This window comes from Oceanobacillus sp. MO10714A, assembly GCF_037072045.1.
Classification (GTDB): Bacteria; Bacillota; Bacilli; order Bacillales; family Amphibacillaceae; genus Oceanobacillus; species Oceanobacillus indicireducens.
The window spans coordinates 1-13,282 of the sequence record NZ_JAXHDC010000063.1; the positions used below are offsets into that span (position 1 = coordinate 1).

Here is a 13,282-nt window from a genome sequence, read left to right on the forward strand (position 1 = left end):
TGATTATATCGATATACTTAATACCGATTGTTTATTGAACGATGAATATGAAGAACTTTTTAAGACTTTTGGTGATGTAGAACTAGCTATCTTGACAAAAATAGTGTTCTATGAAGAATTAAGAAATAATTCTATATACCTTTCTTCACCTAATATTAGAAAAAGGGAGATTGAAAGTGAATGGCAGGATCAATTTATTAAATTTATAAACAAAATTCATCCAAGTAGAAAATCAGTTATTCAGCAATATGTTTATGAAATTGATTATGAAGAAATTAGCTTTTATTAATTTAGATGGAAGATTGTCTTGTTTTATCACTATTTTAATGGAGGTGATTATTACATGAAACAAAATGAATCAAGTTTAACTTCATTAATATCAGCTTTTGGTAGAGCTTACCATAGTCAATTCGATACACCAAAAATTTTTGATGATTTTATAGCTAAAGACTTAATTTCACAAAAAGAATATCATGACATTAAAAAGAATATGGTTCAAGGCATTCAGTTCTTTAACAAAGAAATTGCGAAAAAATATAAAGGTAATCCGGAGGAAATTTTAAAATGGATTACACAAGTTCAGTTATCACCGACACCTTTAGCACGTGCTGCGTATTGCGAAAATGTATTACAAAATGAAATTAAATTTGGGGTAAAGCAATATGTCATACTCGGGGCAGGCTTAGATACTTTTTGTTTACGACACCCTGAATTGGAAAACACTCTTGAAATATTTGAAATTGATCATCCATTTACACAGGAATTTAAAGTACAAAGATTGGTTGAAGTTGATTTAAAAATACCGAAGAATCTTCATTTTATTCCGATGGATTTCACGAAAATATTTTCGTACGAAAAACTTTTTGGGAAGGGCTTTAGCTATGAAAAAACATTTATTAGTTTACTGGGTGTATCTTATTATTTAACGAAAGATGAACTATCAAGCTTGATTGAGAAATTATTCGCTGAAGTCCCATCTGGGAGCTCGATTGTTTTCGACTATGCCGATGAAAAACTTTTTGAGGAGAAAGGATTTTCTAATAGAGTAGAAAACATGGTGAAAATGGCTGCGGTAGGTGGAGAGCCAATGAAATCGTGTTTTCCATACTCTGAAATCAAGGGAATATTAGAAAAATCTGGTTTGCTCATCTATGAACATTTATCACCTTCAAAAATTCAAAATCTATACTTTGAAAACCGAAAAGATTACCTATCGGCCTTTGAGACAATTCACTATGTTCATGCGGTGAAAAAATAAAAAGAAATTATAAGTATGAGGGAATACCTTTATGAACAAGATTCTGAAAATTAAACAAAGGTCTTCTTGATCTATTCAAACTAAATATACGGTTAACAAATTTACCATGATAGAAGTTCAATGAATAATGTGGCTTTGGATAGGAGAGAGAAAATGTTTACCATATCAGATTTTCAAAATTTAATCGAACAACAGTTATTCCACAATCGAAATAAAAGTCTTTTTTATGAGTTGACAAATGGACGATTCGTTTTAAATTCTTCCAAAGAAACTAGTGCTTTATTCAAACAAAAATCCAAAGATATCGCCAATTTTATAGAAACTGCACATTTAAATGACACAACTCAAAACTGGCAAAATACATTTCAGATAAAACGATTCGTTTATTCGTTGAGGTGAATCAATATTTAAATTTTTCCCAAAAGGATTATCTTCAACTTCAAAAAGTCTATGAAGCTCTGCTTCAACAGGTATATGAAATTTGTAATCAAAAGGAAGTATCTGAAGAAGAAATTGATCAGTTGTTTCGTTCCCATTATAAAAATCTACAGAGCTTTTTATTAGATTCAAACGGTAAAGAGATATTTAAAAAGTATAGGGAAAGCCCGGATGTACTTGAAATAAAATGTGCTGAATATACTTCTGAGTTTCAAATGAGATTATTAGGTATCTATTTGTCAAAGGTTAAACAGCCTGTTTTAGATATTGGATGTGGACAACAGGCAAACCTTGTTCACTTTTTAAGGAAAAATGACATAGTTGTATACGGGTTGGATCGAAATGTTCAGAATCTGAACAATAAAATATATCAAGTGGATTGGCTTGAGTATACGTACGTTCCAGACACTTGGGGAACTGTCATTTCTCATATGGCATTTTCAAATCATTTTATGCACCATCACTTGAGACCTGATGGAGATTATGAAAAGTATGCAACAAAGTATATGGAGATATTAAAATCCTTAAAAATTGGTGGAAGTTTTATTTATGCGCCAGGCCTTTCATTTATGGAAGAGATTTTAATATCCACATTTGATTCTTATACTGTAGAGACTGGAGAATATTCTACCATGGTAACTCGTATTAACTAAATGAAAACTATATAGCTTTCATATTATGAAAGGAGATAAGTGAAAAGGACTTTCTAACTATAGTAGGAATTGGAAAGTCCTTGTTCTGCCTATCTTAATACCAAGGAAATTGTTTGAAATTACTTCACGAACCAGTAACTCAATTTAAGGATTTTAAACCGGTATAATACACTAATACATAAGTTATAATCGTTTCATAGATTCTACATCATTTCAATGATTAATTCCGATATTCTTTTGAGGCCTTTTTTAATTTGATCTAAAGTTGCATAGGAATAGGACAACCGTAAATGTCTATGATCGTCCTTATCATATATATTACCTGGATTTAGCAGTATTCCCTCTTGAATAGCTTTTTCAAATAACTTCCTAGTGGAAATACTAGGAGTGATTTTTAGCCAAATATAAAATCCCCCACTTGGAATATTCCATGTAGCTATATTAGAAAAATAAGTATTTAAAATTTCAATCATATAATCCCTTCTACATTTTAATTCACTCCTAACTAAAGTTAAGTCCTCTTCATACCCATTTTTAAGCCATTTATTTACTAAAAATTGTGAAATAGAACTTGAGCCGTAATCTGTTTGCATTTTAATGTCAGCAAGACGGTTGATAACAGGTTCGGGTCCAACAATCCAGCCAATCCGCAGGCCTGGACTGAATGTCTTAGATACACTTCCCATATAAAGTACACTACCTTGCTTATCATTTGCTTTTAGTGGTTTAGGCGGTGGTTGTTCAAACCACAAATCACCATAAACATCATCTTCAATTATAGGAAGAGAAGCTTTTTGACAGTCTTCCAAAAGTTGTTTTCTCCTTTTTTCAGACATTAGAGTGCCTGTTGGATTGTGGAACGATGGTATTGTATAGATTAAAGCAGGGTTGTGCTGTCGTTTTAAACGACCAATGGATGCATATTTGATCCCTTCCTCATCCATAGGGATACCGAATAAATTCATGCCGGCAGATTGAAAAACATGAATAGAATTAAGATATGAAGGTGATTCATGAAAAATAACTGAACCCCGTTGTAACAGACCGATTGAAATCAATTGTAAAGCTTGTAAACCGCCGGAAACAATCAATATAGATGAAGGCGAAGTTTCGATGCCCTTTCCTTTTAAATAATCACAAATTGTTTCCCTGAGGTGAATGCTCCCTTAAGGTCCTTCATACCCTAAAGATAGGTTACTTCTCATATCCATTTGCAACAGTTTTGTTAGTTGATTACAAGATAACAGTTCGGGGGAAAGTTCACCGGTTCCTAGTCGAATTATATGAGGATTTGTTTCAGCCTCATTAATTTTTTGTACGCTGTTATTATTGGGCTTATGAATACCAGAACGTACATAATCAATCCAATTAGGAGGAGGTGACGATGCTAGAACTCCCCAAGTATTATTTATTACTGTTGTACCACTTCCAACTTTCGATTCAATTAAACCATCTGCGGAAAGTTCTTCAAGAGCCATAATAATTGTACTTCGGTTAACATCAAACTGTTTTGCTAAGTTTCTTTGTGACGGTAACTTCATTCCAATAGACCATTCTCCATTCAAAATTTTCCTTTTTATGTAATTGTAGATTTGTAGATGTAAAGGTAATGATGAGGATTTTTTCGGCTTCCATTCTATATTACCCATCTTTCAACCCTCCTCGTATTTTTAATAATTATATGAAATGGTTGGCTATTTTTCCAACCAATTGGTTGGAGACAAACAGAGTAAATTCTCTTATTCTAAAATACGATGGGAGGGAAAAAGATGGAAGCCTTGGTTCATGGAATCATTTTAGCTTTTGGATTAATAATTCCTTTAGGAGTACGAAATATTTTTAATCAAGGAGCAACTCATAAAAGTTATGTCTGCATTTCCAGCTGTTATAACGGCTGGTATTTGTGATACGATTCTTATTTCATTGGCAGTAGCAGGTGTATCGATTATTATTTTTAAGTTTTGAATGGGTTCGTGTTTTATTATATACAATAGGATTTATTTTCTTAATATATATAGGTTGGCTAATGTGGAAGGATAGATCTGAACTGAACGATGCAGAAAATAAACAATTTTCTCCAAAAAGGCAAATTACGTTTGCTGCTTCCGTGTCCTTACTAAATCCACATGCCATTTTGGATACGATAGGGGTAATTGGGACGAACTCATTGCTCTATCAAAATCATGAAAAATGGATTTTTACAATTGCGTGTATTGTAGTTTCTTGGGTTTGGTTCTTTGCCTTAGCTATGCTGGGAAAAGAGTTGGCCGATTTAATAAAAATGGAACTATTCTAAAATGGATAAATAAAATTTATGCGATATTAATTTGGTGCATTGCAATTTATATGGGAATAAAAATATTTTGAGCAAAGACCAGGAGAGATACTTGAAAGTGACGTAACGTAATCTTATATACTTATAGTCAGAATGAGGTGATAGGGAAATGATTTCAATTAAAGAATTAACAAAACAAACTGGAGTTTCTGTTCGAACAATGCGTTATTATGATGAAATAAATTTATTGCCTCCAGCTGGAAAAACAGAAGGTGGGCATCGATTATATAGTGAAAAGGAGATAAAAAAACTTCAGGAAATCCAATTTTTAAAATCTTTAGGATTTCGTTTAATCGAGATAAAGGAGATGTTATCTGATAAAAACTGGGATTGGGAGATCGGACTAAAAAATCAGTTAAACTATATTTTGCAAGAAAAACAAAGAATTATTCAAATAGAAAAAACGCTAAAAGGACTCTTAAACACCCTAAAAATTGAGAATTCGGTTGATTTGACATATATAAATAAATTAATTCAATTGTATCAGAGTAAAAATGAACAACAAAATATATTTCGTGATAAATATTTTCATCAAGGTGAAAGGAAATTACTTAACAAATTACCGAAAATGGACAGTGATGATCCGCACTCTCTTGAATGGATTTCCTATTTGGTTGATTTGAAAAAATTCAAACATAAGGGTGCTAATTCTCCAGAAATTCAGCAAATTATACATTGTATGTATGAAAAGGCAATAGATACATTTGGTGAAAATGATGATTTTTTTAATAAATTATGGGAAATACGTAAATCACCAGAAAAATCAACAAAGATGGGCTTTTATCCGATAGAACAGGATATATTAAATTTAATAGAAGAGGCATGGGATTTTTATGAAAATAAGCGACATTGAAGTTTCATCTGTAAAATTGTTCAAGGTAGAATAGATGGATTTTTATAAAAATTTATTTTTAAGAGGGATAAAGATGAAAAAATATTTGATTACTATTTTTTTAAGCATGATATTGTTAACGGGATGTAATTTTAATCAAGAAGAAGTTGTACACTCAATTGATCTTGATGGTATTGATACTATTTACATTGACCATGGAAGTGAAAATGTTCATCTAATCAGTGTAGAACAGTCAAATTTAGAAGTGTTACACTCAAATAAAAATATTGATGTATCCGAAAAGGCAAATGAAGTATCCATATCTATGGAGAAAAGGATCTTTAACATTGGTCCGAAAATTAATTTAAATAATCAACTCATAGTCAAGATTTCAAAAGATTTTACAGGAAAAGTTATTATTAATGGAACATCCGGAAATGTAACATCGGAAGACCTTGAAACAACAAATATCGAAGTAAATGAGAAAAGCGGGAATGTTACACTAGACTTCAAGGATTTCCATAGTGATGTAAATATTACAACATCGAGCGGAAACGTAGTTGTATCGTTGAATACGATACAACCGGACATTGAATTACAGACAAAGACAGCAAGTGGGTTACAAACAATTACTGTACCAATTGACATAGAAAAGCAAAATGATAAATCGATTGAAGGGAAAGCAAATGAAGGAATTTATTTTATTGGAATAAAAACAGCCTCGGGGAATATTTCTATACGATAATTGACGTACTTTTCCTATCCTATTAAGTGTTTTGTGTTTATTGTGTAAAAATCATTATTGTGAATATTTAGCCAATAATGCAAGAAAAGGATGATATAAAGTGAGTTTTGAATTTTTAATTCCGATAGGCATATTAGCTTTAGTGGACACATTGAGTCCGACAACGTTAAGTGTAACTGTTTATATGCTACTTATGGAAGAGGAGCGATTAATCAGAAGGTTATTTGCTTATCTGTTAACGGTTGGCATCTTTTATTTTACTGTAGGAATATTTTTAATGATGGGGGTTGGAAGTATTTTCCATAAGTTTCCGAGTTTCGATGAAAGTGTTATACTCAGTCAATTTATGTTTTATTTAGGTTTGGGGCTATTTATTGGGAGTTTTTTTGTACCAGCTAAATCCACCCCTAAAACATATAAACCGAAGTCGAAAAGTATGTTGGCCATGGTTATGCTTGGCTTAATGACTGGTTTAATTGAAGTCGGGACAGCATTACCTTATTTTGCGGCTATCGGCATCATGACAACAGTCAAATTAAATCCATTTCAATGGATTCCCATACTAGCAGGTTATAACTTCATTATGGTACTTCCACCGCTCATTCTTATTGGAATACATTTATTATTTAAACAATGGCTTCGGGAACCATTAATGAAAATAAAATTGAGGTTAGAGAAAAACCAGGGAGCAACATTGTCGTGGATTATGGCTATTGTTGGTTTAATTATTTTGATAAATAGTTGATGATTAAAAGATTGGAATGAATATTTTATTAAAAGAATAATAGTTTTATGAGAACAAGAAATCCTTCACTTTGAAGTAGCAAAAAAACGAAAATGATAAATAATAATATTCCTTTGAGACATATGTCTGTTCTGGCAAGTAGCAATCAATATAAACTATATGGAAAGTGCTACTTATTTTTGCAGGGTTTTAGACGATACAGATAGGGATACACATGACGGTTAGAGGATAGTTCTTTAAATTTCTTCAAGATTTATTATCACAGACATCATGAAATCCAAAGGGATTTCTGTCTTTCCGATTAAATTTATAGTTGAAGTTCTCTGATAAGAAAAAGTGATTTTTCCTAATAAATATTTCCTGTTTTTTTAGAAAAATATGGTTATAAAACTTAAAGGTGAGAATAGCTCCCGTAAATACTTGACAGATTCTGTTGCAGTTATTCATTTCCTTTTTTTAATTTTTTATAGTATAATACAGTCAAATATTTTTAACCGTTTTAGTTTATTTTACAAAGGGTGGTTATTAAAGAGATGAAAAATAATTTGATTATTGATGATTTTAATCAGTTAAAAGCATTAAGTGATCCGTTACGTGCCGAAATGATGATGCATTTGGTGATGCGTGCTTATACTGGTCAACAACTTTCTGAGATTTTGTCAATCGCACGCGGGAAGATCCATTACCACCTAAAGGAATTGGAGAAAAATGGGTTAGTCCAAATCGTAAAAACGGAAGAAAAAAATGGTATTGTACAGAAGTTTTACCAAGCAGTGGCGGCTGATTTCCAAATTTCTGAAAAACTTCTTCCGAGAAAAAAGGAAATAAGAGATACAACCAAACAATTAATGTATGGAATTCTAGAACGTGCCAAACAAGAAATTAGGGAAGCTCCCGCCGAATCCTTCGAAACAAGAGAACCGAATGAAAAACCATTGGAACGACGTTTTATTTCTTCTACTTGGGAACTGGAGGCAACGGAAGAGCAATTTACACAATGGAAAATAAAGTATTATGCTCTTTTAAAAGAGTTACACCATATGGGCCTACAATCAAAGGGTAAGAAAAATAAATATTATATTACTACCGTTGGTTTTCAAACGGATGAGAAAGAATAAGGGGAAAGAGTTGGATGGATATTTTTAAGAACAGAAATTATTTATTTTTATTAATCGGTAGGGTTGTAACAAATATTGGGGACAGTTTGTATTATGTCACTACAATGTGGCTCGTTTATAAGCTGGGTGGAAATGCATTTTACACAGGACTTGCGGGATTTCTAACGCTTTTGCCTTCCTCATTACAGTTTATTACCGGTCCTTTTGTAGATCAATGGCAAGTAAAAAAAACGTTAATCGTTACCCAACTACTTCAAACATTATTGATTTTCTTAATTCCAATCACATACTATTTTGACTTGTTAACAGTTCAGCTTGTATTAATCATTATGCCAATCGCTTCATTTATTCAGCAATTCGCTTATCCATCACAAACAAAGGCATTACCTATCATTTTAGAAAAAAAGCACTTAATTAAAGGTAATTCTTATTTTGCTTTTGCCTATCAGGGAATTGATCTAGTGTTTAATGCTATTTCAGGTATTCTTGTCACTTTTTTTGGAGTAGTTTTGTTATATCTAGCCGATTCCATTATTTTTGCGATGGCAGCAATATTGTTTAGTTTGATACAATTGCCTAGAAAGGTTGAACAAAAAGATAGCAGAACTGGAAAACAGAAGATTTTGCAATATATTACTGACTTAAAGGAAGGATTTCGTGTTGTTTATCGTTCATTAATTGCTGTATTTTTAATTGGTTCGATTGTTGCAAATTTTTGTATCGGGGCTACTATGGCAATTTTGCCATCCTTTGCAGATGTACGAGGAGGTCCGATGTTTTACGGTTTTTATTTGGCAGCTATGTCTGTTGGTGGATTAGTTGGTGCATTATGCGGATCGTGGATGGGAAGATTTCGGTTAGGTATTTTTGTAACAATATCCTTTTGTTTTAGTGCACTATTGTGGATCCTTGCAGCAATATTTCCGATTACATCTATCGCTATAGTATGTTTTGCTCTTGCATGGATTCCCATTGGTGGTACAAATGTCATTTTTGCAACAACGTTACAAACCGTAGTTCCACACGAACTCTTGGGGCGTATAAATACAGTATCTGGTAGTATGAGTGCGATTGCTATGCCAATTGGTTCCATAGTTGGTGGTTATGTTGCTAGTGTAACCAGTAGTACTCTAACATTTTCTTTTGCAGGGTTAGGATTTCTATTTGTTTCTATCGTTTGGCTTTTACATTCACGCTTAAGAAGATTACCGAAGTTAGCAATGCTTACAGGAGATTTAATGGGAATTCACATAAATAAGCCTTCATTGACGGCGGAAGGTAAAGATTACTAACTGACATAACCGAACGATCTTTCTCCTTCAGTGGATTCTACTAATCGATTGGTCTCCCCTGTACTGGAATGAGTAATAGAATAGATAGAGGTAGCAAGTACCATATGATATTTATACGTCATTTATCGCTTCGTAGGGAGTTTATTCTGTTTAAACACCACATAGGCATTTGAATTCCTTTTTATGCTATATACAACATCTTTTTTGTCCTCAATTAGTTATTAAATATAAAATTCTGGTTGCTTGCTCCTTGAACCCAATTAAATTAGCCTATTGGTAACAGAACGCCCTTCATCAATATCTGGGAGACATTCAAAGAATAGAATGTATCCCCACACCCATTACATTTTTAACGAAGATGCCAACTCGTTTAGCATGCATCGGCAAATCAAAGAATAATTGTTCCTTTTTACCATGCTTATATAGATTAGCAACTGTACCACATTTTGGGCAATAAGAAGGAGATGGCAATGTAGTCTCAACTAAGAACCTATAATCATATTCACTCTCCTTCATATCAAGAATCTTAAAACTTGGTAGATTGAGCATATTAATTGTCATTATTCCATTTCCCTTTGTTTTATTGAGCATTTAATAAGAAAATCATATGAATTGCAGTTAAATAAGAAAGGCATTACTTAGCTATCGCAGTAATGCCTTCATTAGTACAAACAGGTTATTTAGAAAACAGTCCACAATTGCTTAGTATTTCATCTGTGCCAAGTAAGGTAGCTTCTACTATCCCCACATTATTGGTTTCCATGAAAGATTGTACTGCTTGGTAGCCTACTGCATAACCAGCAAATGGTGATAAGCCAACAGGTTGATAGCCTTGTTCTTTTGCAATGGTATCACCAAACATATAACTGCTGACCTCAGCAAACCCTTTAATATCTAAAGCATCCTTTATAACTTCTTTTGAATACTCCAAGTCCTCTTTATCAAAAGATGTAACCCAAGGTCCTAAAAGATCTTCTCCATAAAGTTCTTTTGCAAATGACTCAGCTAAACCCTCTATAATTAAGTAATCACCAACGGTAACGTCTCCATGATCCCAATCAAAATATGAAAAACGGATATTATGATGGAATTCATGTGCAATTACAGCAGGAATCCTTGGAATATTATAGGAGTTTGGGTAAATAGATACTTGAATAAACCCTGGAATTCCTCCAAAACCACAATAACCTTTTTGTAATTCGAGCTTCTTCGGGTCAGCTATATACATACCAAATCTCAATTCATCAGTATTAATATTTATATTATTTTTTTCAATAAAATTAATACAATGATTTAAAGTGCTATGTGCTGTTTGAAGAGCCTGAATTTCTTTTAAACTTTCTAATGCTTGTCTTCCAATTTGAGTATCTGATACATTAAGATAACCAAGCATATTTGTAGCCATTATTACATCATACCCATTAGGTTGCTTAGCCTTTAATGGAACATTAATCATATTCCACATCTTTTCAAAGGGCTTCATCATTGAGTACCGATAAAAATTTTCTTTATCTTCTTCCATTGAAAACAATTTTTCGTATTGTTCAATGGTATCCTCAATTATTATTTTCATTGCTACCACCTCTTATTTGATTATTCGTAAAGACCTTCATCGCCTCAATCATGAGTTTTGCTAAACCCTCACCATACTGATCTATATTTTTTGTGAAACGTTCATCATTAATATAGAGTTGACCTAATCCATAAAAGGTATCAAGGGAGTAGTTACTAAAGTTTTTATTTAAAAAGTCATACCATTCTTTAATTGTTGGTTGTACCTTTTAGGATTTGGGGCATTGATCACGAAGCCATGCAAGTTTATTGAAGATCATATCCCATCTATAAGGTAAATCATTTTGTTCATCTTGGACAATCCTTTAGTTTTGTGTATATCTCATCGATAGATTTATTTCCCCAACGAAGGCGAGCTTCTTCTTCAAATTGGTTGAATCCAACATTAATTCCCTCAAACCTCTCTTCATTCGTCATTTGTATTTCTCCCGCCATATGTTTAATCGTCTTATCAATGGTTTCAATCATTTTATCGACTTTATTTCGTTTCTCAATCAACATTTTTCGTTGTAAAATCAATGCTTCTTGTCGGTTAAATGAGGGGCTGTTAATAATCTTTTTAATTTCCTTTAAGGTGAATCCAAGTTCTTTGAAAAATAAAATTTGTTGTAATGTTTCAAGGTTTTCTTCTGAATAGAGCCGATAACCAGAATCAGTGATTTCTTTTGGGGACAACAATCCAATCTGATCATAATGATGAAGTGTACGAATACTAACACCAACCAATTCTGCCACTTCTTTTACCTTCATATCCATCACTTTGCGCCTCCTTCAATTACTACTATAAAGTATTACGTTACGTTAAAGTCAATAGAATGAAGATACTTTATGAAAAGGGATTTTGTATTGAAATATTGGGATGAAGTAACAGACCACGTGATAACAGGAAACTATGGTGTCGATTTTTCCACACTTATTAAGAAATTGGAAAAGGGAGACTTATAAGCCCTTTTCCACCACAAAATCCGAATACCCATTTTTTTGAAATATACCCATTCTCTTACATACGCCTATACTGATTAATATTAATCAGCCCCAATTTAGCCCCAAATACGTTCATTTTCATGCTTTAGCCTAAAAAATCAAGAAAAGTAAAAAAGCCTCGAATCCTTGATAAAACAAGGTCTCTAAGGCTTTTAATACGGTGCTTTGCAAAGCAATTTCCCTAACGTGAGTAATCAAAAAGTTAATTTGGATGATATTCACCATCTAGAAAATAATACAAGAACGTACTACAAAGAGCGATACATAAAGGAAAATGACTTGGAACAAAAATTAATTGTCACCTATTCACCTCTTTACCAACGGTACCAATCGTCCATTCGGGAAAAACAAATTGAACGAGTGATTTTAAAAAAGTATTTGGACCATTCTAAAATAATTTTCTTTTTGAAAAGAAGATTAGTCTTTCATAAATCTTCTGGCAACCATAAATTGAACGATTGGAAATATGATAACTCCAATACAAAATGCAGAAAGCAAAAAGATACTGCCTAAATCAGATTCATTTATTTGACTGTATACAAACCAAAGAACAAATAGAAAAGCTATTAGAATATAGTAACTTATCTTTCCACTTATATTCTTAATTTGTTGGCCCATTTCATCTTCTTCAGCTTTTGAATCATCGCCCCATGTTGCTGAATAAAAGAATGTTAAAATAACAACAACCCATAGCAGAATATCAGGTGCTGGATTTTCACTATCATTTAAAAAATCTATAATATATAACCCTAAAAATAAAAGGGTGATAACACTTAAAACAATGCCAGTTAATACTTTTAGTTTTTTATTTCTCATTAGATTCCTCCTCGCTTTTGCTTTCTGCCAACTGAAATTGAAACAGCTCATCCACTGTTATATCTAGGATAGCTGCGATTTTAAATGCAAGAACAAGACTTGGATCATACTTATTATTTTCAATAGCATTTATTGTTTGTCTGGACACATCACATTTATTAGCAAGAAGTTCTTGTGACATTTTCTGTGTTTTACGTAATTCCCTGATACGATTTAACATTAGATGCCCGTTCCTCCCTCCTTTTTGTCAAACATATTTTACATTTTTAATTATATTATGCAGCAAACAAAATGTCAAACATCTTATACATATAGTGATTGTAAGATAAATGAAACCTTGATCAGAGGAGAAATTTTGAAACATTAATACAGCTAGGATGTTGTTTAATAAGCGTCTCTTTTCTTTTTAAACTATAGCGTGATACTTTAACAATCGGGTCAGATTCCGGAGTAATAACGAATTTCCTAACAAAGGATATATAACAAAACACCTC

General features: G+C 32.5%; 15 protein-coding genes and 3 pseudogenes. 10 read left to right on the forward strand and 8 right to left on the reverse strand.

Going from position 1 to position 13,282, the window contains the following annotated elements; genetic code table 11:
• The 4 genes and pseudogenes from SPD53_RS18130 to SPD53_RS18145 all read left to right on the forward strand — a co-directional run.
• Nucleotides 1-289, forward strand: a pseudogene (locus SPD53_RS18130) (DUF6179 domain-containing protein); the annotation flags it as partial.
• Nucleotides 290-343: 54 nt separating this feature from the next.
• Nucleotides 344-1,258 (forward strand): class I SAM-dependent methyltransferase, encoded by a 915-nt coding sequence (locus SPD53_RS18135; RefSeq protein WP_033826654.1) that lies wholly within the window; start codon nucleotides 344-346, stop codon nucleotides 1,256-1,258.
• 153 nt (nucleotides 1,259-1,411) lie between these two features.
• Complete coding sequence (locus tag SPD53_RS18140; protein ID WP_320385039.1) at nucleotides 1,412-1,657, forward strand: hypothetical protein; 246 nt, start codon at nucleotides 1,412-1,414, stop codon at nucleotides 1,655-1,657.
• Complete coding sequence (locus tag SPD53_RS18145; protein ID WP_306068325.1) at nucleotides 1,654-2,349, forward strand: class I SAM-dependent methyltransferase; 696 nt, start codon at nucleotides 1,654-1,656, stop codon at nucleotides 2,347-2,349. The genes SPD53_RS18140 and SPD53_RS18145 overlap by 4 nt, the downstream gene beginning before the upstream one ends.
• Nucleotides 2,350-2,552: 203 nt before the next feature.
• Here SPD53_RS18145 and SPD53_RS18150 read toward each other — a convergent pair whose 3' ends face one another.
• Nucleotides 2,553-3,509 carry an aminotransferase-like domain-containing protein gene (locus SPD53_RS18150; RefSeq protein ID WP_336253403.1) on the reverse strand — a complete coding sequence of 319 codons (957 nt, stop codon included), beginning with the start codon at nucleotides 3,507-3,509 and terminating at the stop codon, nucleotides 2,553-2,555.
• Between the two features lie 6 nt (nucleotides 3,510-3,515).
• Nucleotides 3,516-3,998 (reverse strand): GntR family transcriptional regulator, encoded by a 483-nt coding sequence (locus tag SPD53_RS18155; RefSeq protein ID WP_320385040.1) that lies wholly within the window; start codon nucleotides 3,996-3,998, stop codon nucleotides 3,516-3,518.
• A 120-nt stretch (nucleotides 3,999-4,118) separates the two neighbouring features.
• Between SPD53_RS18155 and SPD53_RS18160 the strand changes: the two are divergent.
• From SPD53_RS18160 to SPD53_RS18185, 6 genes and pseudogenes are all read left to right on the forward strand, one after another.
• Nucleotides 4,119-4,716 (forward strand): annotated as a pseudogene (locus tag SPD53_RS18160) (LysE/ArgO family amino acid transporter).
• A gap of 77 nt (nucleotides 4,717-4,793) precedes the next feature.
• On the forward strand, nucleotides 4,794-5,537 hold the full coding sequence (locus SPD53_RS18165) for a MerR family transcriptional regulator (RefSeq protein ID WP_033826652.1): 744 nt from the start codon (nucleotides 4,794-4,796) through the stop codon (nucleotides 5,535-5,537).
• A 73-nt stretch (nucleotides 5,538-5,610) separates the two neighbouring features.
• Nucleotides 5,611-6,261: a DUF4097 family beta strand repeat-containing protein gene (locus SPD53_RS18170; RefSeq protein ID WP_164216693.1), complete on the forward strand. Its 651-nt coding sequence runs from the start codon at nucleotides 5,611-5,613 to the stop codon at nucleotides 6,259-6,261.
• A 100-nt stretch (nucleotides 6,262-6,361) separates the two neighbouring features.
• Nucleotides 6,362-7,006: a GAP family protein gene (locus SPD53_RS18175; protein ID WP_033826651.1), complete on the forward strand. Its 645-nt coding sequence runs from the start codon at nucleotides 6,362-6,364 to the stop codon at nucleotides 7,004-7,006.
• Nucleotides 7,007-7,539: 533 nt separating this feature from the next.
• Entirely contained in the window at nucleotides 7,540-8,124 is a 585-nt protein-coding gene (locus SPD53_RS18180) for an ArsR family transcriptional regulator (RefSeq protein ID WP_033826650.1), read from the forward strand.
• A gap of 14 nt (nucleotides 8,125-8,138) precedes the next feature.
• Nucleotides 8,139-9,416, forward strand: coding sequence for an MFS transporter (locus tag SPD53_RS18185; protein WP_336253399.1), 1,278 nt, complete (start codon nucleotides 8,139-8,141; stop codon nucleotides 9,414-9,416).
• Here the strand turns inward: SPD53_RS18185 and SPD53_RS18190 are convergent.
• From SPD53_RS18190 to SPD53_RS18215, 6 genes and pseudogenes are all read right to left on the reverse strand, one after another.
• On the reverse strand, nucleotides 9,413-9,538 hold the full coding sequence (locus SPD53_RS18190; RefSeq protein ID WP_336253400.1) for a hypothetical protein: 126 nt from the start codon (nucleotides 9,536-9,538) through the stop codon (nucleotides 9,413-9,415). The two genes, SPD53_RS18185 and SPD53_RS18190, sit on opposite strands and share 4 nt — an antisense overlap.
• 190 nt (nucleotides 9,539-9,728) lie before the next feature.
• On the reverse strand, nucleotides 9,729-9,965 hold the full coding sequence (locus tag SPD53_RS18195) for a transposase family protein (protein ID WP_336253401.1): 237 nt from the start codon (nucleotides 9,963-9,965) through the stop codon (nucleotides 9,729-9,731).
• Between the two features lie 127 nt (nucleotides 9,966-10,092).
• Complete coding sequence (locus SPD53_RS18200) at nucleotides 10,093-10,989, reverse strand: DUF2268 domain-containing protein (protein WP_336253402.1); 897 nt, start codon at nucleotides 10,987-10,989, stop codon at nucleotides 10,093-10,095.
• Nucleotides 10,973-11,744, reverse strand: a pseudogene (locus SPD53_RS18205) (MerR family transcriptional regulator). The gene SPD53_RS18200 and the pseudogene SPD53_RS18205 overlap by 17 nt, the downstream one beginning before the upstream one ends.
• 645 nt (nucleotides 11,745-12,389) lie before the next feature.
• Nucleotides 12,390-12,788, reverse strand: coding sequence for a hypothetical protein (locus tag SPD53_RS18210; protein ID WP_040037946.1), 399 nt, complete (start codon nucleotides 12,786-12,788; stop codon nucleotides 12,390-12,392).
• Nucleotides 12,778-13,008, reverse strand: coding sequence for a helix-turn-helix transcriptional regulator (locus tag SPD53_RS18215; protein ID WP_164216701.1), 231 nt, complete (start codon nucleotides 13,006-13,008; stop codon nucleotides 12,778-12,780). The genes SPD53_RS18210 and SPD53_RS18215 overlap by 11 nt, the downstream gene beginning before the upstream one ends.
• Nucleotides 13,009-13,282: the final 274 nt, after the last annotated feature.